Raw genomic sequence first — 26,715 nt, forward strand, 5'->3', positions numbered from 1 at the left:
ATGCAGCAACTCAATCCTTCCGAAATAAGTGAAATTATCAAGGGCCGCATCGACAAACTCGATGTGACCTCCCAAGCCCGTAACGAAGGCACTGTCGTCAGCGTATCTGACGGTATCGTGCGGATTCACGGTCTGGCCGACGTTATGTCCGGCGAGATGATCGAGTTTCCGGGCGGCGTCTACGGTATGGCCCTCAACCTGGAGCAAGACTCTGTAGGTGCCGTTATTTTGGGCGCATACCAGTCTCTGGCTGAAGGCATGAGCGCCAAGTGCACAGGCCGCATCCTGGAAGTTCCGGTTGGTAAGGAACTGCTGGGTCGCGTAGTCGATGCACTGGGTAACCCGGTTGACGGCAAAGGTCCGCTGAACAACACCCAGACCGATGCGGTCGAGAAAGTTGCTCCAGGCGTGATCTGGCGTAAGTCGGTAGACCAGCCTGTACAGACTGGCTACAAGGCTGTCGATGCCATGATCCCTGTCGGCCGTGGCCAGCGTGAGCTGATCATCGGTGACCGTCAGATCGGTAAAACCGCTCTGGCGATCGACGCGATCATCAACCAGAAAGACAGCGGCATTTTCTGCGTCTACGTAGCCATCGGTCAGAAGCAATCGACCATCGCCAACGTGGTTCGCAAGCTGGAAGAAAACGGCGCACTGAAAAACACGATCATCGTGGCTGCAAGTGCTTCGGAATCTCCTGCGCTGCAATACCTGGCACCGTACGCCGGTTGCACCATGGGTGAATTCTTCCGCGACCGCGGTGAAGACGCGCTGATCGTTTATGACGATCTGTCCAAGCAGGCAGTGGCTTACCGCCAGATCTCCCTGCTGCTGCGCCGTCCACCAGGCCGTGAAGCTTACCCAGGCGACGTGTTCTATCTCCACTCCCGTCTGCTGGAGCGCGCATCCCGCGTTTCGGAAGAGTATGTAGAGAAGTTCACCAACGGCGCAGTGACCGGCAAAACCGGTTCCCTGACCGCACTGCCGATCATCGAAACCCAGGCTGGCGACGTTTCCGCGTTCGTTCCGACCAACGTGATTTCCATCACCGACGGTCAGATCTTCCTGGAATCGGCCATGTTCAACTCGGGCATCCGCCCTGCAGTGAACGCCGGTGTTTCGGTATCCCGTGTGGGTGGTGCCGCTCAGACCAAGATCATCAAGAAGCTGTCCGGTGGTATCCGTACCGCTCTGGCTCAGTACCGTGAACTGGCGGCATTCGCCCAGTTTGCTTCTGACCTGGACGAAGCGACCCGTAAGCAACTTGAGCATGGTCAGCGCGTTACCGAGCTGATGAAGCAGAAGCAATACGCGCCAATGTCGATCGCCGACATGTCGCTGTCGCTGTATGCCGCTGAGCGTGGGTTCCTGACTGACGTAGAAATCACCAAAGTCGGCAGCTTCGAGCAAGCGCTGATTGCTTACTTCAACCGCGATCACGCCGACCTCATGGCGAAGATCAACGTGAAGGGTGACTTCAATGACGAAATCGATAGCGGCCTGAAAGCCGGTATCGAGAAGTTCAAGGCCACCCAAACCTGGTAAGCCGCAGCGGGAGCCGCAAGGCTCCCGCTTGCTAACCTGATAGGTGTTACATGGCAGGCGCAAAAGAGATTCGCAGTAAGATTGCGAGCATCAAAAGCACGCAAAAAATTACCAGCGCCATGGAAAAAGTGGCGGTCAGCAAAATGCGCAGGGCACAAATGCGCATGGCTGCTACCCGTCCTTATGCGGAGCGCATCCGCCAGGTTATTGGTCATCTGGCCAACGCTAACCCGGAGTATCGCCACCCGTTCATGATCGACCGTGAAGTAAAGCGCGTCGGTTATGTCGTGGTGAGCAGTGACCGTGGTCTGTGTGGTGGCTTGAACACCAACCTGTTCAAGGCTTTGGTCAAGGACATGGCGGTAAACCGCGAAAACGGTGTCGAGATCGATCTGTGCGTGATTGGTAGCAAGGGTGCGGCTTTCTTCCGCAACTTCGGCGGTAACGTCGTTGCAGCTATCAGCCACTTGGGTGAAGAGCCGTCGATCAATGATCTGATCGGCAGCGTCAAGGTGATGCTGGATGCCTATCTGGACGGCCGTATTGACCGTTTGTCCGTGGTATCCAACAAGTTCATCAACACCATGACACAACACCCTACCGTGGAGCAGTTGGTTCCGCTGGTGGCAACCCCGGATCAAGCACTCAAGCACCACTGGGACTATCTCTACGAACCTGATGCCAAAGAGCTGCTTGACGGCTTGATGGTGCGTTACGTGGAGGCGCAGGTGTACCAGGCGGTGGTCGAGAACAACGCAGCTGAGCAAGCTGCGCGGATGATCGCGATGAAGAACGCTACCGACAACGCCGGTGATTTGATCAGCGAATTGCAGCTGGTCTACAACAAGGCGCGTCAGGCTGCGATCACCCAAGAGATCTCGGAAATCGTCGGCGGCGCTGCCGCGGTTTAACGGTTCAAATTTTCAGAGGATCCAGCTATGAGTAGCGGACGTATCGTTCAAATCATCGGCGCCGTTATCGACGTGGAATTTCCACGCGACAGCGTACCGAGCATCTACAACGCGCTGAAAGTACAAGGCGCGGAAACTACCCTGGAAGTCCAGCAGCAGCTGGGTGACGGCGTAGTTCGTACCATTGCGATGGGTACCACCGAAGGCTTGAAGCGCGGTCTAAACGTTGTCGATTCCGGCGCTGCCATCTCCGTACCGGTCGGTAAAGCGACCCTGGGCCGGATCATGGACGTTCTGGGTAACCCGATCGACGAAGCTGGCCCGATCGACACCGAAGAGCGCTGGGGTATTCACCGCGCTGCTCCATCCTTCGCGGAACAAGCAGGCGGCAACGACCTGCTGGAAACCGGTATCAAGGTTATCGACCTGGTTTGCCCGTTCGCCAAGGGCGGTAAAGTCGGTCTGTTCGGTGGTGCCGGTGTAGGCAAAACCGTAAACATGATGGAACTGATCCGTAACATCGCCATCGAGCACAGCGGTTATTCCGTGTTCGCCGGTGTGGGTGAGCGTACTCGTGAGGGTAACGACTTCTACCACGAGATGAAGGATTCCAACGTTCTGGACAAAGTGGCACTGGTTTACGGTCAGATGAACGAGCCGCCGGGAAACCGTCTGCGCGTAGCACTGACCGGCCTGACCATGGCCGAGAAGTTCCGTGACGAAGGTAACGACGTTCTGCTGTTCGTCGACAACATCTATCGTTACACCCTGGCCGGTACTGAAGTATCCGCACTGCTGGGCCGTATGCCTTCCGCAGTAGGTTACCAGCCGACCCTGGCTGAAGAGATGGGCGTGCTGCAAGAGCGCATCACTTCGACCAAGCAAGGTTCGATTACGTCGATCCAGGCCGTATACGTACCAGCGGACGACTTGACTGACCCGTCGCCAGCGACCACCTTCGCCCACTTGGACGCCACCGTCGTTCTGTCCCGTGACATCGCTTCCCTGGGTATCTACCCAGCGGTAGACCCACTGGATTCGACTTCGCGCCAGCTGGACCCGAACGTGATCGGCAACGATCACTACGAAACCGCTCGCGGTGTACAGTATGTTCTTCAGCGCTACAAAGAACTGAAGGACATCATCGCGATCCTGGGTATGGACGAGCTGTCGGAAGCCGACAAGCAGTTGGTAAACCGTGCTCGTAAGATCCAGCGTTTCTTGTCGCAGCCGTTCTTCGTGGCTGAAGTCTTCACCGGTGCTTCGGGTAAATACGTTTCCCTGAAAGACACCATTGCTGGCTTCAAAGGCATCCTCAACGGTGACTACGACCACCTGCCAGAACAAGCGTTCTACATGGTTGGCGGCATCGAAGAAGCGATCGAGAAAGCCAAGAAACTGTAATCCCGGCGCCCGGCAACGGGCGCTAATTTAGGTTGAGGCAATCAGATGGCTATGACAGTCCATTGCGATATCGTCAGCGCGGAAGGGGAAATTTTTTCCGGTCTGGTCGAGATGGTGATTGCGCACGGTGCACTGGGTGATCTTGGTATCGCTCTGGGTCACGCGCCGCTGATCACTAACCTGAAACCAGGCCCGATCCGCCTGGTCAAGCAGGGCGGGGAAGAGGAGGTGTATTACATCTCCGGTGGTTTCCTCGAGGTTCAGCCGAACATGGTCAAGGTCCTTGCCGATACTGTGCAACGTGCTGCCGACCTGGACGAAGCCTCCGCTAAGGAAGCCGTTAAGGCTGCCGAGAAGGCATTGCATGAGCGTGGCGCGGAATTCGATTACGGTTCTGCTTCCGTACGTCTGGCCGAGGCTACAGCTCAGCTGCGCACCGTCCAGCAGATCCGCAAGAAGTTCGGCCGCTAAGGCAGCGCTTGTTGTGTGATTGATTAAAAAGGGTAGCCTCGGCTACCCTTTTTTCTTTTCTGATGTCCACCACTATGGTCGCAGCCGCTGACCACCCAGGATTAGTAGCCAGTCATGTCTCTTGAAATCGTTATTCTCGCTGCCGGTCAAGGCACGCGCATGCGTTCGGCCTTGCCGAAAGTCCTGCACCCGATTGCTGGCAATTCGATGCTCGGTCATGTTATCCACAGCGCCCGTCAACTTGATCCACAACGCATTCACGTGGTCATTGGTCATGGTGCCGATGCTGTTCGTGAGCGTCTGGCGGCCGATGATCTGAATTTTGTCCTTCAGGACAAACAACTGGGCACCGGACATGCCGTGGCCCAGGCCGTACCCTTCATCAAATCCGACACGGTGCTGATTCTTTATGGGGACGTGCCACTGATTGAAGTGGAAACCCTGCAACGCCTGCTCAAGAAAGTTGCGCCACAGCAGTTGGGTTTGCTGACCGTTAATCTTGACGATCCGACCGGTTATGGCCGCATCGTGCGTGACGCCGCGGGCAATGTCACCGCTATCGTCGAGCAAAAAGACGCCAACGAAGCCGAGCGCGCAATCACCGAAGGCAATACCGGTATTCTGGCCCTGCCATTCCAGAGCCTTGGCGGCTGGATGAGCCGGCTCTCCAACAATAATGCCCAAGGCGAGTATTACCTGACTGACGTGATTGCCATGGCGGTGAGCGACGGCTTGGTGGTGGCCACCGAACAACCCCATGACGCGATGGAAGTGCAGGGCGCCAACGACCGCAAGCAGCTATCGGAACTTGAGCGTCACTATCAATTGCGTGCCGGTCGCCGTTTGATGGCGCAGGGCGTGACGCTGCGCGACCCGGCTCGTTTCGATGTCCGTGGTGAAGTTACTGTTGGTCGAGACGTGTTGATCGATATCAACGTCATCCTCGAAGGCAAGGTCGTCATTGAAGATGACGTTGTCATCGGTCCTAACTGCGTGATCAAGGACAGTACCTTGCGCAAAGGCGTGGTGGTCAAGGCCAACAGCCACATCGAAGGCGCCATTCTGGGTGAAGGCAGCGATGCCGGGCCGTTCGCACGTTTGCGTCCAGGTACGGTGCTGGAGGCTCGCGCGCATGTGGGTAACTTTGTTGAGCTGAAAAATGCCCACTTGGGCGAAGGTGCCAAGGCTGGTCATCTGACTTACCTGGGAGACGCCGAAGTGGGCGCTCGTACCAACATTGGCGCCGGCACTATCACCTGCAATTACGATGGTGTGAATAAATGGAAAACGGTATTGGGTGAAGATGTGTTCATTGGCTCCAACAATTCGTTGGTGGCACCTGTGGATATCTCTTCCGGAGCAACCACTGCGGCTGGTTCGACCATTACCCTGAATGTGGATAAGGCGCAGTTGGCTGTGGGTCGTGCCCGCCAAAAGAATATCGATGGCTGGAAACGGCCTGAGAAAATCAAGAAGAGCTGAGTTATCCACATTGATGATCGTCTGAAGTTATTCACATGCAATCAGTCGCGTTGTGGGCAAGTCTCGCTCCCGCCGGAGCGGGATTTGCCGCGCTGTTTTTATCCACAGCACCTCTTTATCACACCAGGGTTGACGAAGTTTCGTTAATAGGTTTTATTGGTTTCGTTATCTTTCGAAACGAAACTTAATCAGTCATGTCGAAACGCAACACACCTCAACGCCGCCACAACATTCTTGCCTTGCTCAATGAGCAGGGTGAAGTCAGTGTGGATGAGTTGGCCAAGCGCTTCGAAACCTCTGAAGTTACGATTCGCAAGGATTTGGCAGCCCTTGAAAGCAACGGCCTGCTGCTTCGTCGTTATGGTGGCGCCATCACCATGCCCCAGGAACTGGTGGCCGATCACGGTCAGTCGGTCTCCAAGTACAAGCAGGCCATTGCCCGCGCTGCAGTGGTGCGGATTCGCGAACATGCGCGAATCATCGTCGACAGCGGTAGCACCACTGCGGCAATGATCCCGGAGCTCGGTCAACAACCGGGCCTTGTGGTGATGACCAACTCCCTGCATGTCGCCAACGCCTTGAGCGAACTAGAACATGAGCCGGTGCTGTTGATGACGGGCGGCACCTGGGATCCGCACTCCGAATCCTTTCAGGGTCAGGTGGCCGAGCAGGTACTACGCTCTTACGACTTTGATCAGCTGTTTATTGGTGCCGATGGCATCGATCTGGTCCGCGGTACAACCACCTTCAATGAATTGCTTGGGCTGAGCCGGGTCATGGCAGAAGTGGCCCGCGAAGTGGTCGTTATGGTGGAGGCCGATAAAATTGGCCGCAAAATCCCCAACCTGGAACTGCCCTGGAGCAGCGTCCATACCCTCATTACCGATGATCGCCTGCCACTTGAGGCACGAAATCAGATACAGGCGCGTGGAATCACATTGATCTGCGCGACTGTCAGTCAGGAGAAATAGCATGTGTGGAATTGTCGGCGCCGTCGCAGAACGTAACATCACCGCCATCCTGGTCGAAGGCCTGAAGCGTCTGGAATACCGTGGGTATGACAGCGCCGGTGTGGCGGTCTACACCAATGACGCAAAACTGGAACGCCTGCGTCGCCCGGGCAAAGTCAGTGAGCTGGATCTGGCCCTGGCTGAAGCGCCGCTGGTTGGTCGTTTGGGTATCGCCCACACACGTTGGGCGACTCATGGCGCCCCGTGTGAGCGTAATGCGCACCCGCATTTTTCCGGCGACCTGGCGGTGGTGCACAACGGCATCATCGAAAACCACGAAGCCCTGCGTGAACAGCTCAAAGCCTTGGGTTACACCTTCACTTCGGACACCGACACCGAGGTCATCGCCCACCTGCTGGACCACAAACTCAAGGACCTGGAAGACCTGACCGCAGCCCTCAAGGCAACGGTCAAAGAGTTGCACGGTGCGTACGGCCTGGCAGTGATCAGTGCTCGGCAGCCAGATCGCCTGGTCGCTGCCCGTAGTGGCAGCCCATTGGTGATCGGTCTGGGGCTGGGTGAAAACTTCCTCGCGTCCGACCAGTTGGCGTTACGCCAGGTCACCGACCGCTTCATGTACCTGGAAGAAGGCGATATCGCCGAAATTCGTCGCGACAGCGTGCATATCTGGGACGTTGACGGCAAGGCGGTCGAGCGCGAAGCCGTGCAGTACCGTGATGGCGCAGAAGCGGCCGATAAGGGTGAGTTCCGTCATTTCATGCTCAAGGAAATCCATGAGCAACCGTCTGTAGTACAGCGAACCCTGGAAGGGCGCCTGAGCCAGACTCAAGTCCTGGTGCAGGCCTTCGGTCCACAAGCGGCCGAGCTGTTCGCCAAAGTACGCAATGTACAGATCGTCGCCTGCGGCACCAGTTATCACGCAGGCATGGTCGCTCGTTACTGGCTGGAAGAGCTGGCTGGCATTCCGTGCCAGGTCGAAGTTGCCAGTGAATTCCGCTACCGCAAGGTAGTGGTACAGCCCGACACACTGTTCGTGACCATCTCCCAATCCGGCGAAACCGCCGACACTCTGGCCGCGCTGCGCAACGCCAAGGAATTGGGATTCCTCGCCAGCCTGGCAATCTGTAACGTCGGCATCAGCTCGCTGGTGCGAGAATCCGATCTGACCTTGCTGACCCAGGCCGGTCGCGAAATCGGCGTGGCCTCGACCAAAGCTTTCACCACGCAATTGGTTGGATTGCTGTTGCTGACCCTGTCTCTGGGCCAGGTGCGCGGCACGCTGAGCAAAGGCGTTGAAGCAACGCTGGTCGAAGAGTTGCGTCGCTTGCCAACCCGCCTCGGTGAAGCGCTGGCCATGGACAGCACCGTGGAGAAAATCGCTGAGTTGTTCGCCGAAAAAAATCACACCCTGTTCCTCGGACGTGGTGCGCAATTCCCGGTAGCGATGGAAGGGGCGCTCAAGCTCAAGGAGATTTCCTACATTCACGCCGAGGCTTATCCGGCTGGCGAGCTGAAGCACGGTCCGTTGGCGCTTGTGGATAACGACATGCCAGTCGTCACCGTTGCGCCGAACAATGAGCTGCTGGAAAAACTGAAGTCCAACCTTCAGGAAGTCCGCGCCCGTGGTGGCGAGCTGATCGTCTTCGCCGACGAGCAGGCTGGCATGACCAACGGTGAAGGCACGCACGTTGTGCACATGCCGCACATCCACGACATCCTGTCGCCGATCCTCTACACCATCCCGCTGCAACTGCTGTCGTACTATGTGGCTGTGCTGAAAGGCACCGACGTTGACCAGCCACGCAACCTGGCGAAATCGGTGACTGTGGAATAAGTTATCCACATCTGATCCAACCCTTGGTTTTGAACAATAAAGATTGACACCAGACAATAAAGTTTGACACGTCGTAACATAGATTGACACAAACCCGAAACCCCCGTAATTACGGGGGTTTTCCTTTTCCAGGCTTTATCCATTGGTCTGGATTCATCGCTTCAGTTTGTGACGGGTGTAGGCTAGGAGTCCCTCTAGGTGATCGCCACGGCGGTCACTTTCTCCTACTGTCTTTTTCCGGCGTGAGGTGAAGCTGTACGCATGGACTGAGGAGGCGTGGGTTGCGAGGTCGTAGGTTTGCATCACAGCAGGACATTGAACGGCACGTTGCAAATGGATTTGGCGCAGGCGCCGGTGTCAGCTACGTGCCATGGCTTCGGGTTCAGGACGTGCCTTCGAGAGGACGCTCTCACAAGATCCAAGGGGTAAAGGTAGATCGGACCCACCATCTCTTTTCCGATCTTGAACGGTTCTACTTTCTTGTTTGCGAATTCTCTGAAGATGTGGTGGATATTCGGGAGCAGTACCCACTGTTTCCCGTTGAGCGTGCACAAGCGATAGCGACCGCGATAGGTGTAAGGTATCCGAGATACCCTAAAACCACATTGCCGTATGTGATGACCACCGATTTCCTTTTAACAGTCAGAGAGCCAGACGGGAACTTTAAATCTGTTGCCAGAACGGTAAAATATCGTTCGGACTTGGTTGGTAAAGGCAGCAAGCGCACGCTTGAAAAGCTTGATGTTGAAAAGCGCTTTTGGAATAGCCAAGGTGTTGACTGGCGCATTATTACCGATGAATTTTTCACTCCTGATTTGATAAAAAATCTCGGACTGCTCCGGAAATACTCAAAGCTGCATCGAGATTTGATGAAGGTTCCGCTGCATATCAAATTTATTGAATGTTTAGAGAGCAGTAGGGAGTATCCGTGGACCTTGGCTACCTGCTTGCGCAAGATCGCGAATCACTTATCCATTTCGTATATTGATGCACAAGGTATCTTTTTTCATCTAATTTGGACCAAAGCGCTCAAGGTTGATTTGGTTAGCGCTCCTTTATTCCTCACCGCACCGGTGCCTACGTTTGAAGTCTTCAAAATACCGGTTCAGGCATCCATGAAGGAGAATCTGTCATGACTGTTTTCGTCAATGGTGTTTTTGAGCCTGTCACTGAGTTGTCGGCAATCAATACGATAGTCAGGGCTATTCACATTGATGAGAAGAATGATGCGGTAGTTTTGATTGATTTAGCTGACGCCCCCCGGCAGCCGTATGCTGTAGGCTTGGAGGAGCTTCGTCGTTCTCTGGAATCTGGTGATACAAAGTCGGTGGCCATCACCACGCCCGAGTTTATGCTGGTACTAGAGGAGGATCTGGATGAGAAGGCCAAGCAAGCTAGGGACGAGAAGTGGGCCATCATCGCTCCATTACTAGATCCTGATTATCCGGGGCAAATTTTTGTTCGAGGTGAATTGGGTCGGTTGGTCAGCAGCAGAGCTTCGGAGCTTGGCGTTCAGCGGAAAAGTATTTATCGGATTCTTTACCGTTATTGGGTTTACGGCCAAGTGCGCAATGCATTGCTGAAAAACTATACGGCGGTAGGTGTTGCCAACAGGGTTTACGACCCGAGCAGGCCTCCAGGGCGAAAGCCCAGGTTCCAAGGAGTCCTCATTCCGCCTACCAAGATGCTTAACGCAGTGGATAAGCGATGCATTCGAGTTGGGTACGCTCTTTATGTGAATGACAAGAAATCCTCCATTTCGAGCGCTTATGATGAAATGCTACGGAAATTTTATTCTGTCCGCGACATTTCTAAAAAGGGTGGAGAGGAGCTTAGGCTTCTGCCAACTTCAGAAATGCCCAATTTCAGGCAGTTTAAATATTGGGGGCAAATATTCTTTGATGAAGTCGAGACAGAGCGTGGGCGTCAAGGCTTGAAGAAATGGCTCAAAGACAGTCGTCCCCTATCTGGTACTGTAAGGGATTGGCTTCGCGGCCCCTGTCATCAGTTTGAAATCGATGCGACCATTGCCGATATTTACTTGGTTAACAGTTACTCCCGGCGGATGCTCATAGGTCGGCCAGTTGTTTATATTGTTGTCGATAGTTTCTCCGGGATGATTGTCGGACTTTATGTAGGGCTGGAAGGTCCTAGTTGGAATGGGGCTCGGCAGGCGTTGTTCAATGCGTTTACCTCCAAGGTCGATTTCTGTGCGCGAAACGGCATTGAAATCAAATCGGCGGACTGGGACTGTCATCATTTGCCTCACCAGATATACGCAGACAGAGGTGAAATGCTGTCGCTGGCGGCAGAGGGGCTTTCGAGAGGCCTGGGTATAGAGATGGGCACCGCGCCGCCTTACCGTCCTGACTGGAAACCGATGGTCGAAAGTCGATTTGGTATTTTGAATGATCTCACCGGAATCAGATGGCTTCCTGGTGGAGTGGCTGCACGCGACAAGGAGCGGGGTGAGCGAGATTACCGGCTCGATGCAACGCTAAATCTGAGGGAGTTCACGCAGATCATCATCAAGTGCATTCTCCATTACAACCGGCATCATCGCCAGCCTGATCGGCTTACACAGGCAATGATCAATGACGGGGTAGAGCCCACGCCCCTCGGGATATGGACCTGGGCCTCCGAGAACCAAATGATCGTACCCAACAACCGACCAGATGAACTCGTCTATCTACACCTGTTGCCCCGTGAGCGCGCAACCGTTCAGAAGGGTGGGCTGGTATTCCGCGGCATGCACTATGTCTGCGAGATGGCTGTCGAGAAGAACTGGTTTGCCAAGGCCCGCAGTCGTGGCGTTTGGTCGATCGAGTGTCGGTACGATCCGAATTCCGCAGTGCATATCTGGATACAAGATGATTCCAAGCAGTTCATCCGCTGTGACCTGCGTCGGTCAGATGCCAAATACGCGGACTACCGCTCGGACGAGATCTATGACCTGCTCGAAGCGTATCGCCAAACACCGCCTCAGCACCGGCACGCTGAGCTGGAAAGCCGTGTGCAGCTCAGCGACGAAGTAGATCAAATCGTTAGTAATGCACTTGCAGAGCGGAAGCTTGAGCCTGCTCCTGCCACCAAAGCGGAGGCTACGGGGAACATTCGCGAAAATCGCACCGAAGAAAGGTCACGGGAGCGAGAAACCTCGTTTGTCCCGGATGGAGTTCGGGCGGAGTCTGTTGCTCCTGCGTCTGAATCTACCCCGAAATCACATGATTCGTATGCCGGCCCGCGCACTGCGCAGGTTATCGATTTGCTCAAAAAAATCCGCCCAGGACAGAAGCAATGAAAGGCGCACAGACGTTTGCAAATTATTCCAAGCAGGATATTCGGGAATATACTGGGAACCCGCTAATCGAAGCCCTTCCTCCGATACTGTCGGAGGTGACGGCCATGGATCTGATATCGAATTTTCCCCAGCCGGTGGACCCGAATGAGCTGAACCTTGAAAGCGCGACCCGACTTCATTGTATTGACCGGTTGAAAACGGTGGTCCAACCGTTTCTATTGCATCTGGAGCTGGAGGCCCAGTTCTCACTGCTTATCCGCCGAGGCTATGTAGGCCGCAACCCTACCTCAGCCTCGACAGTTCGGCATCTGCACTCCCTATCGGGGGCTCAGCGCTATCACGACGCCTTTAAGTCTACTGCTGAGACTTTTACCGTAGTCGGCTTGAGTGGTATCGGGAAGTCGACAGCTCTGCATGCCATCTTGAGTCTCTATCCGCAGACGATTCGGCATGAACGCTATGAGGGCAAGCAGTTCGTCCAGACCCAAATCACATGGCTCAAACTCGACTGTCCACGGGATGGATCGTTGGCTGGGTTCTGCCAGCAATTCTTTTATGCGGTAGGTGAGGCCTTGGGTGACAAGGACTACCACAAGCGCTATAGGCACCGGAATATTAATGATGCATTGCAGCAGATGGAGCAGGTGGCCAGTACGTTTTACATCGGCGCGCTGTTGATTGACGAGCTTCAAAACCTCCACCTGGCGAAAACGGGTGGCAAAGAAAGCATGCTGAATTTCTTTCTGCATCTGGTAAACAACATTGGTATTCCTGTCGTTTTCAGCGGCACGAATTCGATGATCAGTCTGTTTTCAGAGGTCATGCGTACCGCCCGCCGAGTCTGCGGTTCAGGGACGCTCGAATTTAAGCGCTTCGAGAAGGACGATGATGAATGGCAGATACTGGTAGAAAACCTCTGGAGCTATCAGTGGTGCAAGCAGACGACGGCGCTCACCGATGAGATTTTCGACACGCTGTACGAGCACACGCAGGGCGTCACAGATTTTCTCGTGAAGCTGCTGGTGCTGAGCCAGCGATATGCAATTCAGAGTGGCTCGGAGTGTGTATCTGCCGACATCATCGAAAAGGTGAGCAACTCGAAGATGCAGATACTCAGGCCAGCCCTGTCAGCTCTACGAAGTCGAGATCCGAAACGGATGCGACAGTTCGAAGATCTCTTGCCGTTAGAAGAACAGTTGAACGACATGATGGCGTTGGACGGATTGTGTCGAGCGGACCGCCTTACTCTGCTTCGAAGCGTCGTACCCCGCGTCAGCCCGGCGGCCCCGCCTCCAGTAGCTACTGAGAAAACCCCGCAGGCACCCGCCGCAGTTGCAGTAGACGTGTCAGCAGCAAAAGCGCTGAGTGAAAACGATAATCCAATAGGTGCGCTACAGGCAGCAGGTTGGTTGAACAACGACCTCTTTGAGTTCTCGCCGATGTATCGCAAAGAGTGAGATGGAGGTGGTGAAGTGGATGGTCATCTCCATTTCTTCCCCACAGGATTTCCTGACGAGACGCTTCATAGCTTGATTTCTCGCTATGCGCGTCTTTGCGGATTTCGCTGCTCTCAGGCAGCCTTCGCCGGCATGAAATCTGCTCCGACCTTTTCGCAGAATGTGGCTCTTCCAAGTCGGCTGGCTGATCTGGCAGATGTGCTACCCAACGGCACCGAGCTATCGATAGCCGAGCTTATCGAGCACCATACGCTGCTACCTTACTATGCGCCTTTCCTAAGCCGCAGCCAGCTAGATCAGGCTCGGACGTCCATGGCAGGTGATGGCAGAGCGTTGATGCTCACCGTGGGGGTTAACGCGAGCCGTATTGGCTTCGCCTCCAGGGTTAGGTGCTGCGCGGAGTGTATTGCCCAGGATCAGTCTGAATGGGGCGTTGCTTACTGGCACAGGGTTCACCTGCTTCCAGGCGTGCTGGTGTGTCCGTATCACGGCACATTGCTCAGGATCCTGGATCATCGCTGGTCCAGTCGCAACTCTCGATACCTCAATCTACCCAGCGACGACAGTGTACAAGCGCACACTGTCTCGCTTGATATCCCGTCGCGGTACCTACTCGCGCTAAAGGACATAGCGCTGCGCTCACAGCAGGTGCTCGAATCTGGTGTTAGTGCGCTACCGGCATGCGCGGTGCGCTACGCGCTTGTTCAAGGCGCAGCGAAGCTCGGCCTTGCATCTGAAACCGATCGTTTGCACCTGCAGTTGCTCGCAAAACACATTGGCGAGAGTTTCGCTGCGTTCCCATCTGAATGGGAGTTTCGGGTACTCGGCGAGTCTCGAGAGGATATGCCAGCCGAATGGGTCATCAAGCTGCTCCGTAAGCCCAGAGCTTCTCACCATCCGCTCAAATTCATACTGCTGGCCAGCGCACTGAGGGTCGAGATGGCCAGGCTGCTGCATGTCGGCTGTGTTGAGCCGGATTCGGCGTCTATTTCGAAACCTCACATTCGGCTACCCGAGAGCGTCCCATCCTTAGCTGCCAGTAATGGCCAGGAGGGCTCGGTTGCCGCTGTGTGGAAGCACGCTATGATGGGAACCGATGTGCGAACGATTGCAGCCATCGCTGGCGTTTCATTGGCATACGTTTATCGGTCCATCCGCAATGTTGCAGGCGGGCCGGCGGTCTGGAGGGAGGCTAGGTTTCAGGCAGAGCTCCGCGAAAAGCGTGCTGTCTTTGAAGCAGACTACTGCAACTACAAGGCACACGCTTGTCGAGGATATGCGTGGTTGTACCGTTGTGATAGGCATTGGCTTTCGCAATGTACTTCGAGCTCAAGTGCCCGTCGAGCACCTCGCACGAACAGCGCTCAGATGTTTGCCGCTCTCGATTCGAGGCTAGCTCGTGACATACTGCTCTGCGCCAATGCACTTAGCGCTTTACCTGGAAAGCCTGTCCGCATCTCACGTACCAGGATTGGCCGAGAGCTCCATGTGCTTTCTCGTTTCGACAAGCAACTATTGAAGCTACCCCTCTGTAGGACAGCGCTCGAAAAGGCCTGTGAGTCAGCCGAAGCCTTCCGCGATCGGCGCTTGCAGTGGGCGAGGTGCAAACTGCTTTCGGAAGGAAGGCCCTTTTCGAAGTCTTCACTTTACCGGGTAGCGAGCATCAGGCCCTCGACGCAAACAGCCGATAGTTGCGAACGTTTAATCCCATCCGCATCTTCATATGTTGATACCGGTTGTTCTAATTAATAGAACAACACCGCGTTATGGTACAACCGCAAAAAGCTGTAACCCACGACTCTATTGGGTTAGCGGTATTGACCTTTCCAGCAATCAGATCCTATTTTTCACCGCAACCGCAGAGCAGCTCAAATTAACCCTATCAATACGTGTCGAGTATCTATGTGATGCTCGACGTCGCAATGCTCAGGTAAATGCCTCAGTGCTACTGGGTACACGGTCTTCGCATCGTGGTTTTTACAAAAAAAACTAACCTTGGTACAAACTTGGGTGTGATACAAATATATCTAGTACCATTTGCATGTCATTTTTAACCATAGATTGTAATTCGGAAAAGATGTCTGATCTTCTATTCTTCCCAATGTCAATGCCGGACGAGATGCTGCATTCTCGTATCACCCGATATCACTTCCTATCAGGCAATAGGACCGCGGCAGAGACGTACCGCGATCTATTTGATACGACACCTTTTTGCATGAGCACCATCGTACCAAAGCAGATCGAGACCCTGGCCGGTAGGCTGCCGGGTCAATCGGAGTCCAATTTCTCAGAGCTGATCAGCGCTAACACCACTTTTCCGGCGTACAGACCATTTCTGGGCGTCAGACTAGGGCCTCAGCACGCAGGACCGCCCACTATTGATGGGGTGGTGCGCGTACCCCGTAGAGAGGAGTCCACCCATGGTATGGCTAAGCTTTGCCCCTCCTGCGTCCAGGAAGACCTGATCGAGCAGGGTTATGCCTACTGGCATCGATCACACCATATACCAGGGGTCGCCGTCTGCTGGCGGCATGGAGACTCACTTGTCCATGCGTGCCCCAAATGCTCGCATCCCTTCTATCGAAAACTAAAGTTACTCCCAAACCTGACTGAACCGTGCGCTTGCGGTTGGAGTCCCCTCCAGTCGTCAACAACGCTAAAAGGTTCTCATCTGGAAAAAAGAGTTGCACTATTCGCATACGAAATTCTCAACCGAAATATGCCGCCGATAGGTAGTGCAGTATTAAGTTCTTGCTATGTGCGACAGTGTAAAAAGCGTGGCTATGTATTCGGACATAACGCAGGGATCGCGAAGTTGTTTGCGAGCATTCAAGACTCCTTCGGTGACGAACTTTTGTCAAAGATTGACCCGGCCTATCACAAAGGTAAACATGAACAATGGATTAGGTTGAAATCCGACAAAGGTCAACTCAACATGCCTCTCGCTAGACATTTAATTATTGCCCTTCATTTGTTCAAAAACGCAGATATGTTCGAGACTGCACTGAGGAACGAATCAATTTTACTAAGCGCTTCAAGCCCTATTCGTCAAGGAGAGGCTGAAGATAGCCAGGGCAGCAAAAGAGCTACCTATCGCAAAAAAATTGAAATGCTTTTGGCCCTTCGTTCCGACGCTGATATGGATTATCTATGGAAAGAAGCCTATAGGCCCACTAAATGGATTAAAGAGAACGATAATGCATGGCTGATGGCAAAGTTTCGGGCACCCAAAAAAGTTGTGGCTGCTGTCGAAATGGCTGTTGACCCACGAGATGCCGATTATGCAGCGCTCATCCAAGCCGGCGTGGATGATTTATACCGGTGTACGACGAATCTGAAGCGGGTCAACATGCGTAATTTGCAAACGCTGCTTCCAAGATCGTTGCCCCATGAGATAAGCCTGCGCACACAGAAATTCCCCCAGACTTATCAGCTGATCAAACTTCATCAGGAGTCTGTCTGGCATTTCCGATTGAGAATCTTGGTGTGGACTGTCGCTGAGTTGATCAAGATGAAGCTCCCAGTGAGATACGAGACGGTGAGGTTGACGTCGGTAGTGGCAGCCAAGGTGTTCAAGGCGTTTACCAGCTTTTTTGAGTGGGACTTGGAAAGCTTCTCCAAAACAGGTGTAGAGGCAGAGGCCTTGCTGAAGTCTACTGGCGTTTCAAGAAATTGGGAGGGGCCACCGATGCCGATCAGTTTTTAGGGCTATCGTATCAGCGGACACCTCCCTGAAGTTATCCACCTCAGGGAGGTTTTTCTAAGCTGCTGGGCGTCAATTGTCTCGGGGCATGATGGTTTCCCCTCGAAATGGGCTCGCTGAAAAGTGTCCGCCATATTCCCGCACACCCGTCGCCATGTGTTCGGTCCATACAGGGTCGCGTAAAAGTCCTGAACACTACTTCTTTCAGATAGCTGAAACTCACCATTGGCCACAGGTGCCTCATCCTGAACAGGAGACTGTGGGTAGATCCTTACCCTGTCTGTTTTGGGAGTTGTATGGATTTAGCAGGCGATAGTGGCGAATTGATCTTTGCTTGGGATCCAATGTTACTATCGGCACCCGGACGATACCGCATCTTCTGACGGTGTTTCGCTTTGACGTATTGATTTCATACGGCTATGGTTTGATTTTCTTACGAGCAGCGCGCAATGGATATCAAGACGCAAATCGAGACCTTGCTAAATGCTTTTTGGGACAGGCGAGCGCAGGACATCATCGACGACCCCTTGTCGACAGATCAACTGGGGGCTCCTCTGGACTCCATCTCTGCTGTCGACGCGTTTGTTGGTATCGACAAGCTGGTCCAGCGCAAGCTGCCCGTTGAGCTGATCATCCGCCATGGCGGTTATAGCTCGAAGGAGCAGTTCGTCACTGACGTTACCGATAAGGTGCTCCGGCATCTCAAAGAGGTGCCGAAATGAGCGATGTCATGTCTTCGGACCGCAATGATATGGGTGATCGCCTGCGGCAGGCTCGCGAGTATGTAGGGCTCTCGCAAGAAGAAGTCGCAACGGCCTTGGGGTTGTCTCGTCCATCGATCACTAACATCGAGCTGGGTGCCAGAAAGGTCGAGGCGACCGAGCTCGGGAAGCTGGCGAAGCTATATCGCCGAACATTGGAATACCTTTTGACGGGCATTGAGCCTGCTCCCAGCGGGCCGGAGCAACTGGCGTTCCTGGCAAGGGCGGTGAAGGGCTTATCCGACAAAGATCTGGAAGAAGTCGCACGCTTTGCTGAATTTCTGAAGCAATCTGTGCGTAACCGCGGGGAGTAAATCATGGCCGCACGCGACATCGCGATGGCGACAGCCAAGGTGGCTGCCGAGGTCTTCACGTCCTCTCGCGCCATGGAGCGCATCGAGCAAGACGGCTACACACGTATTGATCCCTTTCGCATTGCAGCAGACGAGGGCATTTCGGTTTTGTTGCGCCCTATGGAAAAGCTTCTCGGCGCTTTCATGCGTGAGGATTGCCCTGGGATTCTGGTGAACTCGGCTCGCCCCGCCGGCCTGATCCACATGACCTGCGCTCATGAATTAGGGCATTACTTCATGGGACATCAGAGCGCGCTGGATGAAACCATCGACTATGGTGGCCAGGCCGCCGTAATGGAACAGGAGGCTGAAACCTTCGGCTACCACCTGTTGGTGCCGCGGCCTCTGCTGTCCATCATCTGCAAGCGCAAGGGCTGGAACAAGGCGTCGCTGAGTAACCCTCACGTGCTCTACCAGATGTCCCTTCGACTGGGCGTGAGCTATTCCGCAGCGGCCTGGTCTCTGGTCCGGCACAAGATCCTTTCATACGACGCGGTTCAGGAGCTGTTGAAAGTACAGCCTGCCTCGATCAAGCAGTCACTGCTTCAGGGACAACTGCCGGATGCCACGAAGGACGTGTGGCTATTCGACGAATCCGATCAATCCTCGGTTCTGGAGCCTCGTCCGGAAGATCACTTGGTGGTGCGCCTCAAGAGCCACGCATCCGCTGGCTACCTGTGGCGGGCGGACTCGGTGGAGCAGGTGACCGAACAAGGTTTTACACTGGCTCCGTTGACGACCGCGCGCCCTATGGATCCGCAGGCCGTTGTGTTCGGTGCTGAACCCACGCTGGACTATGTGCTCTCGGCGCAGCGGATGGATGTTGAACAACCCCACCCGGTAACGCTTTCCGAAGTTCGGCCATGGATGGGCAAGCAGGCCGGCGATGCCTCTTTTCATTCCAAGACTCATTTCGAGCCGATCGCTGAAGGGCTTTCTCGCGAATCGAAGCGCGCGCTGATTCGAGAGGTCACTGGCTCGTGATAACAGTCGAGTGTCTGGTCGACAGCTCCCCGGTCAAAGCAAGAAACCAGGGGAATCGTCCGACGTGCGTGGCCTTCGCCGTGACCGATTTGAATCGTCAATTTGCTGATGATGATCTTGGGCCCGAGTATTTCTACCGCGCGACGATCCAGAGGATTCCCGGATGGCAACCCGGTGACGGGGTGCAGGCCGCTGCAGCGGCTGAAGCTTCGAAGGTTGGTCATGCCAGGGAAGCCGATTTTCCTTATCGGGCAGATGAGCCCGCTGTTCCCCTTGAGGCCCTGCCTGACGCGCTTGAGTTGTTTGGTCACCCCATCCGCTTTTTCAATGCCGCCGTCGATGAACTGATCGATAGTATTCGCATGGGCGTGCCTGTTGGATTGGCCTTGCGGCTTACCTACGAGTTCTATGCGCCTGTCGATGGAATCATCCCGTTCAGTCATTCGGTCGTTCCCGGGGCGATGCAGCACGCAGTGGTGACTGTGGGACTGGGCGTTGACGCTCTCGGCGAGGCTTGGTTTTTAATCCGCAACAGCTGGGGGGAAGAGTGGGGCCAGCAGGGTCACGCCTGGATCCCGGCTGAATATATCGCTGTGCATGCGACGTGCGCATTTGGAGTGGAACATGGCAGTCCTGATTCAGCATGACCGAGTAGTGTCCGCCTGGCTGGCCGCGGCCCGCCATCTGGCGACGTGCCCAGATTACGTTGCCAGAAACCTGGTGTTGGAGATCGCTTCGCCCGGCGCTCTGGAAGCGCAGGACAGAGATGTCATTGGTGCGGTCGATACTGCGATCCGGCGGCGCTGGCCGAAGCTTAGTGTGCAGACGGTAGCGGGCACCATCTTCCCGAACGAGATGTATCGCAGGGATGGGCGTCCCGCATTCTATGAGTCTTACCTGAACGCGATGGCTCGCGGGATGAAGGGTGGGACGTGGGGAACCTATGCTCACAGGATGATGCGCAGGGTCAGCCGGGACGGCAAGACGGCCTTTAATCCATTGGAGGTGATCGTCCGCAAACTTCAGGCCTCCAAAGCTGGCCGCTGCTATCAGGCGGTATACGAGCTGGGTGTGGTGGATGTCGAATATGACATTGAAGACGACGGATTCGGCTTCGAATTGCCGTTGTACGACCCTGCGACTGACGGGAATAAGCCGATGAATATGCCGTGCCTAAGCCATCTCAGTTTCAAGGTCACCGGCGACAAGCTGGACCTGACGGCGGTGTACCGATCTCATTGGTACGGCCAGAGGGCGCTGGGAAACCTGATCGGGCTGAGCAATCTGCATAAGTTTGTCAGCGATGAGTCCGAATTCGAGCGGGGCGTTCTGACCTGCATTGCCACCCACGCGTTCCTGGATGTGGAATCGCTGGGCGGCGCGGCAGAAGCCAAGCAAATGCTCGCGGCGTTTCCTGATTAGAACAGCGAACCCTGGCGTTTCGAACTGAATGTCTCAACCGGGATGTTGTACAGGGCACTCATTCCGTTGCGGAAGTCCTTGATGCCTCCGTAGCTTGGATGTCGGATGGCAACAACTTCGACATCGAACCGGCTCGCGTAGCTGTAGGCATCCCCGCCAATGGCGACGACCCGGCGCACGCCCAGCCACTTGATCAATGTCTCGTTGAGCAGGTCAACCTTCTGCAGCTCTCGTGCGGTGAATTTGCGATTGGTAAACGGGTTGCCTGGCTCGTGTGGGTGAAACGGGAACACGTTCCACAGTAGCGGCGGTAGCGCGAGCGCCCTGAGCACCGACCAGATTTCGGATGCCGTGCGCTCGACCACTGCCGGGCCGACCGTTGCTTGTTTGAAGTTGGAGCCAGGGTAACGTTGCATCATTTCTGGCAGGTGGTATTCGTCGGTCAGCGCAAGCCCGGTCCGCCGCCCGCCGCGATACCCCAGATCTCGTCCCATCCAGATGGTGTCGACACCGATATCGGTCGCGGCCTTGAGGTAGCCACGCAGATTTCGCCGGCGTGCGGCGACGGCATCGCTGCGGTCATGGACGGGGCATTTGTCAGCGTAGGGATTGAACACGTTGTCCAGCTTCAGCTCAGACAGGGCATTCACAAAGGCGGTAGGGTTCATGGCTGCTCTTTCTTTTCTAAAGGTTCAAAGTGCATGGTGTGCTCGAGCACGTTGATATGTACGGTGCCACCCCGGTGCTTCTGCAATTCGCGAAAGATCTGAAACCCGGTGAGGATCGCTTTTTCCCATTGCCACAGCTTGCACGCCTCGACCTCGTAGCCTTCGACCATGCTTTTGATTTGTTTTAGCACGCTGTAATCCAGCGCGCCTGGCTCGGCGTCGATAAAAAACTTGCGGCTCTTGGCATGGTTGAAGATCCAGGTCGCGATGCCTTCCTCGATGATCATCGCGCGGGCACCGTCTTCGTTCTCGTCCTTCTTCGAATCGGACTTACGCTTGCGTTTGAGCAGTGCGCGCAGTACCGGCGACCAGCCCAAGAAGGCAGCGTACGCCAGATGGAAAACGTCGTGGAAGCGGTAGTCGTCCGGCTCGTTGCTGTTGTCCGTGAGTCGATCGCCGATGAACACCCCTCTCAGGCTCTGCACAACGTAGCCGTTCTCCGGAGTGCCCCGCTCATTGAATTCCATGGCTAATTCGGCGGGGAATTGTTCATGATCTGGGCACTTGAGATCAAACGGTGGGGGATAAACGGCTTCGTTGTCTGGCCACCGGCTGAGGATCTTGTCGATATTGCTTCGTGCCACATCCTCGAATCTCAACTCGAAACTAGCACAGGCGATGGCCAGTTCAGCAAGATGAATCCCCAAGTTCTGGCTGCGCGACGGGGGGGGCATGGCTCGCATGGATGCAAACGAAACCTCGGCCAGAACACCTGCGCGGTTCGCCAGTCTGGCGAGCTGGGAGGAGCGGTCGACATTATCGGGACTCCTGCGCATCTCCATGAGGCTGTCGATGTGCCGAAAGGTCACCGGCAGGATTGGAGCCAGCTCGCTCTCCCCATACTGGGAGCGCAGATAGGAAATGCAGCTGGCACCTATTTCATCCGGGCCGACATCCACGGCTGTAGCAATGTTGATCAGATACCACAGCGCGTCACCCAGCTCCTCGGCAGCCAGTTCGCTGATTGATGCTGCCAGGCGGTCGCGGCCGACCTTTTTGACTGCGGAGAGCAGACCGCCGACTTCGCCGAAGTATCCAAACTTCAGCTTCAGATAGCCCCCCTCGTCAATATGAAAGCGATTGGTACCGCCGGCCTTCAGTCGATATTGAGGGATCGATAGCGAGGGTAGCTGCGGAATCGGTGCTGGCATGGAAGGTCCCTTACCATTAGTTAGATGCCGCAGAGAGCATCTCGATGAGCCTGAATCATCTCGGATCGCATCTGCCTTGCGCAACGGACAATTTTTTCCCTGTCAGCCCCATGCGCACCCATCGCCAGTGCACGCGTCCTGACGGACTTGGTGACATCGTAATGCGGATAGAGCGTCTTGGACTGGAACCAGCTGCGTCTCAGCCCGAGTCTGTCAGCGAAGGCGTGCAGCTCATCCAGCGAATCGGCAACCAGATGGCTCCATTCACCGCCGCGCCACTTGATTCCTTCTGCATCAACATAGACAGCCATGGTGCTCGCCTTGAAGGGAAAAATGTGCAAATATTTTGCACATAGTTAGCAAAAAACTCAATCGAAATGAACGCATCCGACCTTGGAAAAAGTATAAAAGCCGTGCGCAGACATAAGGGATATACCCTGAAATACCTGCATCAGAGCACTGGTGTTCACTACACTCAGATCTCCAAGATGGAGCGTGGTGGCTGTAAGCTGCTGAGCAAAAATCTGCTAAAAATTTGTGATTTTTTGCACATTTCGTATTCGCCCGATACCAAGCCCGCTCGATCCGAAAGCGTGACTAAGAAGGTCCAGGCGTTAATTCGCTCATGGCCGCAAAGCGAAGGGGTGATTCGCCACTTCCTGGAAGGGGTTGAAATGGCGCTTGAGGGTGGGCATTTAACCTAGGTCTCTGGCTTGAGCAGTGCTTGCAAGGCGCACGCCGATATCGTCGGCACGAAGTACTTTGAGGAGTCGATGGACCTCGAGAGGAAGTATCAGCCTCTACGCCATCATTCGCAGTCTGTGCTGACCCAAAGGATGCTTTTTGTGCCTTCCTGATGGGAGTGACCAGCGTCTCTCCCAGATGCCACTGGAACGCACGCTGACATGATTCCTTTGGAATGCTGCCTAGCTGCTGCTGGGCTAACGCCAGGAAGCTGGCCGGCCTCGAAAGCCTCGATCAGGGATAGCCTTGAACCAGGCATCCACTTCAGCCCTGAAGGCTTCAGAGAACGTGTTTCGGTAGTTTCGTGAATGAGGGTAGAGATCGTCGCCTGCGAAGTGCCGTAGATGTTCAGGAATCTCCACTGCGCTCGCCCCCCAATAAACAAACTCTTTTCCGATCAAAACGTTGTCCGAATAGGTATCCCGGACAAGGTTCGCCTGGTTCAACTGTCCTCCCACGAAGCTGTGATGCGAGTCTTCCTGAATCCAGTTCTCGCCATCCCGATGGTACATGTTGTCACCATAGGCCAGACTTTTGCTCGCACGCAGGTTTGGTCGTTTGATCCGGAAGGCCTCGTGATCCCAATATTCCTGGAAGGAAAGCTTGTGGGAAACTCGCATCGCGAAGATGACCCTTCCCTCCAGGTTCAGAGCGACGCTGCCACAGCCGACGATAATATCCCCTACCTGGGCTGATCTCCTGATCTGTGGTTTGCAGGTGCCCAGCGTGCAGATGCCGTGAAACGGATTCGGCGCAAAGCCATAATCCCTCACGAGCTTATACGAAAAAACTTTTGGTACATTACTCATTGGCACTTAACCCGATCAATCTCACGTTCTGTGCTCGGGCTGCCGTCCGCGCGCTCCCAGACCTGTTCGCCCTGAATGACGTCGCTCAGGCGTGGGCTGTCGAACGTGAGTACAGAAGTGGCATGGTCGTCGAATACCTGAGGCAGTGATTCGACATTTTCGGCAATGGCCACCATGGTTTTGCCACTCGCCGCGGCATGTTCGGCAGCCCCTTGCAGGCACCCGTAACCTTCTTCCGGAATCAAAAAAATGCTGATGACGGCATTGTCGATGCAGCTTTGGATCTCTTCGGATACGGGCTGTGCTGCTTGGGCGGCTTCGACTTCCTCCTGCTCTGCCTCGGCCATGCAGACACCGAAGCCTTGCTCATTCAATTGTTGAGAGACGGCCTGGGCTTTCGATTCGAGCCCTATCGTGAAGACGATGCACGCTTTATCGCTACTCATGTTTGGAACTCCTCAACTGCATGTGTGGGTGATTGGATGGACTCAAGGGAAGAGAGCGCCGTGCTCAACGCTCTAAAGTGCATTGCACAGACGATGGCTATTCATCGTCGTCATTGCCTTCGCGAAAGCTGATCGTGTGATTCTCGAAGTCCGCCATCACATAACCTTTTCGTTTATCAACAAGCTGCCGGAAGATGCTGAATCCGTCCATGATCGCCTTTTCCCATTGCCACAATGCGCACCAGGCAACTTCGTAGCCTCTGACGAAATCCTGAATGGACTTCAGCAGGTCATAGTCGACGTGATCGACTTTCTCGAACAGTTCGCACTCAAGCCCGCGACCAAAGATGAACGTGGCCACACCTTCTTCGATGAGAATGGCCCGGGCGCCGTCCTGGTTTTCGTCAAGCTCAGGGTCGCATTTACGTTTCAGATGAAGGAGCGCCCGGAGTACGGGTGACCACCCCAGATGGACTGCGAACGCCAGGTGGAAGACATCGTGGAAGCGATAGTCATCACGCTCCTTCTTGTTGTCAGTCAGACGATCGCCAATGATGATCTTGTTGCACTTCTGAATGACGTACTGCTTCTCGCCTGCCGTCTCTTCAGCAATGTAGAACTCCAGCCGCGGAGGGAGTCGTTCATTTTTAGGCATGGCGGCATCGAAGCGCGGCGGGTAGGTCGTCTCCGCAGGCCATCGACTGAAGGTCTTCTTGAGGTTTTCAAGCGCAGCGGCGCCCATGTCCACATCTGCTGAGTCCGCAGCGGCGACCAGCGCCCGAAATATCTCCACCATATGGGCGGAGAGCTTATCGCGGTTGTGATCGAAGATTCCGGTCTTGAAGTCGTTGAGAAGGTCACCCACACAGCCGGCTAGAGCAAGCACCTGAGCACTGAATGACTCTTCCGGGACGGGCTGACCGTGGCGGTTCTGCACGTCTGCGAACCCCAGGGTGGGGTCCGCCGGCTTCACGCTGCTCCAATCAGCCAGCTTACGAAAAGCCAGTTGAGCGATGGTAGAGAGATCAATTTGGGCGCGCGTTGCGAGTGTTGAAAAATACCAGAGCGTGTCTCCAAGCTCCTCCAGGATGGTTGCGTTGTAGCGTTTGAAAGCCGCCCGATCGCGCTGTCGTTTCTTGAAAGCACTCAAGAGACTGCCGACCTCGCCGAATAGACCAAGAACCGTCAGCTCCAGCCCTTCATCAGGCAGCTTGTCGGTCGTTTTCGCGATTTGCTGGTACATGCTGATACTCATCCGACCGTCACGAATCTCGGTTGGCAGGATGACGAAATGTTCGGGTGTTTTGGATGGATCGAAGCGGTCGTTCGATGGGGGTGAAGTGTGCGCGTCCATGCAGGCTCCAGCTGATCTGATATCTCAGGTTCGACGGTCAACGGTGTGAAGTCGATTTGCCATCATCATGATAGATCCAATGTGAGCTGTTCAAGCCCTGGTCCTGGGATTCAGATGGAGCGTCGTGGTGCTGACGTGGGCAGAGATGAAGACATTGGTCATCACCCTGCGTCGAGAGCGGGCGGCATTTGCGGCCACCCACTGATATCGGAGGGGCGGCGCCTCCGAGCGCTGAGGTGCGGGTGGTTACGACTGACGGCGCATCTTGATCTGAAAGGGTTTGCCGAACGGATCTGTTGCCTGAAGCAGCACAATCTCAGGGGAAACGGACTCGAGGCTATATTCGTCCGACATGCCGCTAGGGTAGGAGTCGCTCAGTTGTGGAGCAGGCTTTCCCGACAGCTTTTCTACCAGATCTGGGCTGAAATCCATTCCTGCGACCTCGATGGACTTGGTCGACGAGTGCATAGCTTGCATTGTGATAGTCATCCGCTTGCCGTCAGCTGACCAGTTGCCTGCACCCACTACGTTGTAGCTGAATTTATAGCCTTGCTCCTTGAGCTTGCCCTCTATCGTGACAACTCCGGAAACGTTGTATTTTCCCTCATGGAATACGTTGGTGCGGCCTTTAAAACTTAGGATTCCGCCGGTTATCGGGTAGGAGTAATCGCTATCCCACCGCCCGACGACATCCGAATTGAAGTTGGTGATCGGGTTGAAGATAAAATAGACGGCAACAATGCCTGCCAGGCTACTAAAGAAAGACATAGTGGAGGCCACGACTTTCATGGTGGGGGGCAGCCTTTTGAAACGAGCAATAAGCATGGGTAGTGTTCTTCTGAACATCAGGAATGATCTACGGGTATGTAAGAGCCCAGTTGCTG

The 26,715-nt window shown here is 54.9% G+C and carries 25 protein-coding genes and 1 pseudogene; 19 read left to right on the plus strand and 7 right to left on the minus strand.

Annotation, left to right across the window (positions count from 1 at the left end):
- From atpA to ACVWYU_RS00720, 18 genes and pseudogenes are all read left to right on the plus strand, one after another.
- The gene (gene atpA / locus ACVWYU_RS00635) at positions 1–1,545 is read left to right on the plus strand and encodes a F0F1 ATP synthase subunit alpha (protein WP_090326931.1); all 1,545 of its coding nucleotides are present in this window, start codon (positions 1–3) and stop codon (positions 1,543–1,545) included.
- 50 nt (positions 1,546–1,595) lie between these two features.
- Positions 1,596–2,456 (plus strand): F0F1 ATP synthase subunit gamma, encoded by an 861-nt coding sequence (gene atpG / locus ACVWYU_RS00640; RefSeq protein ID WP_090326929.1) that lies wholly within the window; start codon positions 1,596–1,598, stop codon positions 2,454–2,456.
- A 27-nt stretch (positions 2,457–2,483) separates the two neighbouring features.
- Positions 2,484–3,860: a F0F1 ATP synthase subunit beta gene (atpD, locus tag ACVWYU_RS00645; protein ID WP_090326926.1), complete on the plus strand. Its 1,377-nt coding sequence runs from the start codon at positions 2,484–2,486 to the stop codon at positions 3,858–3,860.
- 45 nt (positions 3,861–3,905) lie between these two features.
- Positions 3,906–4,331 carry a F0F1 ATP synthase subunit epsilon gene (locus tag ACVWYU_RS00650; RefSeq protein ID WP_090326923.1) on the plus strand — a complete coding sequence of 142 codons (426 nt, stop codon included), beginning with the start codon at positions 3,906–3,908 and terminating at the stop codon, positions 4,329–4,331.
- A gap of 114 nt (positions 4,332–4,445) precedes the next feature.
- The gene (gene glmU / locus ACVWYU_RS00655; RefSeq protein ID WP_457371661.1) at positions 4,446–5,813 is read left to right on the plus strand and encodes a bifunctional UDP-N-acetylglucosamine diphosphorylase/glucosamine-1-phosphate N-acetyltransferase GlmU; all 1,368 of its coding nucleotides are present in this window, start codon (positions 4,446–4,448) and stop codon (positions 5,811–5,813) included.
- A gap of 194 nt (positions 5,814–6,007) precedes the next feature.
- Positions 6,008–6,784 carry a DeoR/GlpR family DNA-binding transcription regulator gene (locus ACVWYU_RS00660; protein WP_390957865.1) on the plus strand — a complete coding sequence of 259 codons (777 nt, stop codon included), beginning with the start codon at positions 6,008–6,010 and terminating at the stop codon, positions 6,782–6,784.
- A 1-nt stretch (position 6,785) separates the two neighbouring features.
- Positions 6,786–8,618: a glutamine--fructose-6-phosphate transaminase (isomerizing) gene (gene glmS, locus ACVWYU_RS00665; RefSeq protein WP_457371662.1), complete on the plus strand. Its 1,833-nt coding sequence runs from the start codon at positions 6,786–6,788 to the stop codon at positions 8,616–8,618.
- Between the two features lie 281 nt (positions 8,619–8,899).
- The gene (locus tag ACVWYU_RS00670) at positions 8,900–9,754 is read left to right on the plus strand and encodes a TnsA endonuclease N-terminal domain-containing protein (protein ID WP_457371663.1); all 855 of its coding nucleotides are present in this window, start codon (positions 8,900–8,902) and stop codon (positions 9,752–9,754) included.
- On the plus strand, positions 9,751–11,919 hold the full coding sequence (locus ACVWYU_RS00675; protein ID WP_457371664.1) for a Mu transposase C-terminal domain-containing protein: 2,169 nt from the start codon (positions 9,751–9,753) through the stop codon (positions 11,917–11,919). The genes ACVWYU_RS00670 and ACVWYU_RS00675 overlap by 4 nt, the downstream gene beginning before the upstream one ends.
- On the plus strand, positions 11,916–13,376 hold the full coding sequence (locus ACVWYU_RS00680; RefSeq protein ID WP_457371665.1) for an ATP-binding protein: 1,461 nt from the start codon (positions 11,916–11,918) through the stop codon (positions 13,374–13,376). The genes ACVWYU_RS00675 and ACVWYU_RS00680 overlap by 4 nt, the downstream gene beginning before the upstream one ends.
- A gap of 15 nt (positions 13,377–13,391) precedes the next feature.
- Positions 13,392–15,125 carry a TnsD family Tn7-like transposition protein gene (locus ACVWYU_RS00685; protein WP_457371666.1) on the plus strand — a complete coding sequence of 578 codons (1,734 nt, stop codon included), beginning with the start codon at positions 13,392–13,394 and terminating at the stop codon, positions 15,123–15,125.
- A gap of 352 nt (positions 15,126–15,477) precedes the next feature.
- Positions 15,478–15,900 (plus strand): annotated as a pseudogene (locus tag ACVWYU_RS00690) (TniQ family protein); the annotation flags it as partial.
- A gap of 291 nt (positions 15,901–16,191) precedes the next feature.
- A complete protein-coding gene (locus tag ACVWYU_RS00695) occupies positions 16,192–17,082 on the plus strand; it encodes a transposase (protein WP_457371908.1) in 891 nt (296 codons plus the stop codon).
- A 446-nt stretch (positions 17,083–17,528) separates the two neighbouring features.
- Positions 17,529–17,801 (plus strand): hypothetical protein, encoded by a 273-nt coding sequence (locus ACVWYU_RS00700; protein WP_457371667.1) that lies wholly within the window; start codon positions 17,529–17,531, stop codon positions 17,799–17,801.
- A complete protein-coding gene (locus ACVWYU_RS00705; RefSeq protein WP_457371668.1) occupies positions 17,798–18,154 on the plus strand; it encodes a helix-turn-helix domain-containing protein in 357 nt (118 codons plus the stop codon). The genes ACVWYU_RS00700 and ACVWYU_RS00705 overlap by 4 nt, the downstream gene beginning before the upstream one ends.
- Positions 18,155–18,157: 3 nt before the next feature.
- Positions 18,158–19,177: an ImmA/IrrE family metallo-endopeptidase gene (locus tag ACVWYU_RS00710; RefSeq protein WP_457371669.1), complete on the plus strand. Its 1,020-nt coding sequence runs from the start codon at positions 18,158–18,160 to the stop codon at positions 19,175–19,177.
- An 80-nt stretch (positions 19,178–19,257) separates the two neighbouring features.
- Positions 19,258–19,824 (plus strand): C1 family peptidase, encoded by a 567-nt coding sequence (locus ACVWYU_RS00715; RefSeq protein ID WP_457371670.1) that lies wholly within the window; start codon positions 19,258–19,260, stop codon positions 19,822–19,824.
- The gene (locus tag ACVWYU_RS00720) at positions 19,802–20,599 is read left to right on the plus strand and encodes a hypothetical protein (protein WP_457371671.1); all 798 of its coding nucleotides are present in this window, start codon (positions 19,802–19,804) and stop codon (positions 20,597–20,599) included. Before ACVWYU_RS00715 ends, ACVWYU_RS00720 begins: the two co-directional genes overlap by 23 nt.
- Here ACVWYU_RS00720 and ACVWYU_RS00725 read toward each other — a convergent pair.
- The 3 genes from ACVWYU_RS00725 to ACVWYU_RS00735 are packed head-to-tail and all read right to left on the minus strand — an operon-like array spanning position 20,596 to position 22,789.
- A complete protein-coding gene (locus ACVWYU_RS00725) occupies positions 20,596–21,267 on the minus strand; it encodes a uracil-DNA glycosylase (RefSeq protein ID WP_457371672.1) in 672 nt (223 codons plus the stop codon). The genes ACVWYU_RS00720 and ACVWYU_RS00725 overlap by 4 nt on opposite strands.
- A complete protein-coding gene (locus ACVWYU_RS00730; protein WP_457371673.1) occupies positions 21,264–22,478 on the minus strand; it encodes a nucleoside triphosphate pyrophosphohydrolase family protein in 1,215 nt (404 codons plus the stop codon). Before ACVWYU_RS00730 ends, ACVWYU_RS00725 begins: the two co-directional genes overlap by 4 nt.
- A gap of 20 nt (positions 22,479–22,498) precedes the next feature.
- On the minus strand, positions 22,499–22,789 hold the full coding sequence (locus tag ACVWYU_RS00735; protein ID WP_457371674.1) for a DUF4031 domain-containing protein: 291 nt from the start codon (positions 22,787–22,789) through the stop codon (positions 22,499–22,501).
- Positions 22,790–22,855: 66 nt separating this feature from the next.
- Between ACVWYU_RS00735 and ACVWYU_RS00740 the strand changes: the two genes are divergently transcribed.
- Positions 22,856–23,182 (plus strand): helix-turn-helix domain-containing protein, encoded by a 327-nt coding sequence (locus ACVWYU_RS00740; protein WP_457371675.1) that lies wholly within the window; start codon positions 22,856–22,858, stop codon positions 23,180–23,182.
- A gap of 237 nt (positions 23,183–23,419) precedes the next feature.
- Here ACVWYU_RS00740 and ACVWYU_RS00745 read toward each other — a convergent pair whose 3' ends face one another.
- The 4 genes from ACVWYU_RS00745 to ACVWYU_RS00760 form a co-directional block, all read right to left on the minus strand.
- Positions 23,420–24,031 carry an Nmad2 family putative nucleotide modification protein gene (locus ACVWYU_RS00745; protein WP_457371676.1) on the minus strand — a complete coding sequence of 204 codons (612 nt, stop codon included), beginning with the start codon at positions 24,029–24,031 and terminating at the stop codon, positions 23,420–23,422.
- Positions 24,028–24,477, minus strand: coding sequence for a hypothetical protein (locus ACVWYU_RS00750; RefSeq protein ID WP_457371677.1), 450 nt, complete (start codon positions 24,475–24,477; stop codon positions 24,028–24,030). The genes ACVWYU_RS00745 and ACVWYU_RS00750 overlap by 4 nt, the downstream gene beginning before the upstream one ends.
- Before the next feature lie 97 nt (positions 24,478–24,574).
- A complete protein-coding gene (locus ACVWYU_RS00755) occupies positions 24,575–25,831 on the minus strand; it encodes a nucleoside triphosphate pyrophosphohydrolase family protein (RefSeq protein WP_457371678.1) in 1,257 nt (418 codons plus the stop codon).
- A gap of 246 nt (positions 25,832–26,077) precedes the next feature.
- On the minus strand, positions 26,078–26,656 hold the full coding sequence (locus tag ACVWYU_RS00760; protein ID WP_457371679.1) for a hypothetical protein: 579 nt from the start codon (positions 26,654–26,656) through the stop codon (positions 26,078–26,080).
- Positions 26,657–26,715: the final 59 nt, after the last annotated feature.

The sequence above is a fragment of the Pseudomonas sp. TE12234 genome, assembly GCF_054061835.1.

What these genes read in the sequence shown, in the direction of transcription:
- atpA (WP_090326931.1), top strand. Translation starts at nt 1, where the DNA reads ATGCAGCAACTCAATCCTTCCGAAATAAGTGAAATTATCAAGGGCCGC.
- atpG (WP_090326929.1), top strand. Translation starts at nt 1,596, where the DNA reads ATGGCAGGCGCAAAAGAGATTCGCAGTAAGATTGCGAGCATCAAAAGC.
- atpD (WP_090326926.1), top strand. Translation starts at nt 2,484, where the DNA reads ATGAGTAGCGGACGTATCGTTCAAATCATCGGCGCCGTTATCGACGTG.
- ACVWYU_RS00650 (WP_090326923.1), top strand. Translation starts at nt 3,906, where the DNA reads ATGGCTATGACAGTCCATTGCGATATCGTCAGCGCGGAAGGGGAAATT.
- glmU (WP_457371661.1), top strand. Translation starts at nt 4,446, where the DNA reads ATGTCTCTTGAAATCGTTATTCTCGCTGCCGGTCAAGGCACGCGCATG.
- ACVWYU_RS00660 (WP_390957865.1), top strand. Translation starts at nt 6,008, where the DNA reads ATGTCGAAACGCAACACACCTCAACGCCGCCACAACATTCTTGCCTTG.
- glmS (WP_457371662.1), top strand. Translation starts at nt 6,786, where the DNA reads ATGTGTGGAATTGTCGGCGCCGTCGCAGAACGTAACATCACCGCCATC.
- ACVWYU_RS00675 (WP_457371664.1), top strand. Translation starts at nt 9,751, where the DNA reads ATGACTGTTTTCGTCAATGGTGTTTTTGAGCCTGTCACTGAGTTGTCG.
- ACVWYU_RS00680 (WP_457371665.1), top strand. Translation starts at nt 11,916, where the DNA reads ATGAAAGGCGCACAGACGTTTGCAAATTATTCCAAGCAGGATATTCGG.
- ACVWYU_RS00700 (WP_457371667.1), top strand. Translation starts at nt 17,529, where the DNA reads ATGGATATCAAGACGCAAATCGAGACCTTGCTAAATGCTTTTTGGGAC.
- ACVWYU_RS00705 (WP_457371668.1), top strand. Translation starts at nt 17,798, where the DNA reads ATGAGCGATGTCATGTCTTCGGACCGCAATGATATGGGTGATCGCCTG.
- ACVWYU_RS00710 (WP_457371669.1), top strand. Translation starts at nt 18,158, where the DNA reads ATGGCCGCACGCGACATCGCGATGGCGACAGCCAAGGTGGCTGCCGAG.
- ACVWYU_RS00720 (WP_457371671.1), top strand. Translation starts at nt 19,802, where the DNA reads ATGGCAGTCCTGATTCAGCATGACCGAGTAGTGTCCGCCTGGCTGGCC.
- ACVWYU_RS00725 (WP_457371672.1), bottom strand. Translation starts at nt 21,267, where the DNA reads ATGAACCCTACCGCCTTTGTGAATGCCCTGTCTGAGCTGAAGCTGGAC.
- ACVWYU_RS00730 (WP_457371673.1), bottom strand. Translation starts at nt 22,478, where the DNA reads ATGCCAGCACCGATTCCGCAGCTACCCTCGCTATCGATCCCTCAATAT.
- ACVWYU_RS00735 (WP_457371674.1), bottom strand. Translation starts at nt 22,789, where the DNA reads ATGGCTGTCTATGTTGATGCAGAAGGAATCAAGTGGCGCGGCGGTGAA.
- ACVWYU_RS00740 (WP_457371675.1), top strand. Translation starts at nt 22,856, where the DNA reads ATGAACGCATCCGACCTTGGAAAAAGTATAAAAGCCGTGCGCAGACAT.
- ACVWYU_RS00745 (WP_457371676.1), bottom strand. Translation starts at nt 24,031, where the DNA reads ATGAGTAATGTACCAAAAGTTTTTTCGTATAAGCTCGTGAGGGATTAT.
- ACVWYU_RS00750 (WP_457371677.1), bottom strand. Translation starts at nt 24,477, where the DNA reads ATGAGTAGCGATAAAGCGTGCATCGTCTTCACGATAGGGCTCGAATCG.
- ACVWYU_RS00755 (WP_457371678.1), bottom strand. Translation starts at nt 25,831, where the DNA reads ATGGACGCGCACACTTCACCCCCATCGAACGACCGCTTCGATCCATCC.
- ACVWYU_RS00760 (WP_457371679.1), bottom strand. Translation starts at nt 26,656, where the DNA reads ATGCTTATTGCTCGTTTCAAAAGGCTGCCCCCCACCATGAAAGTCGTG.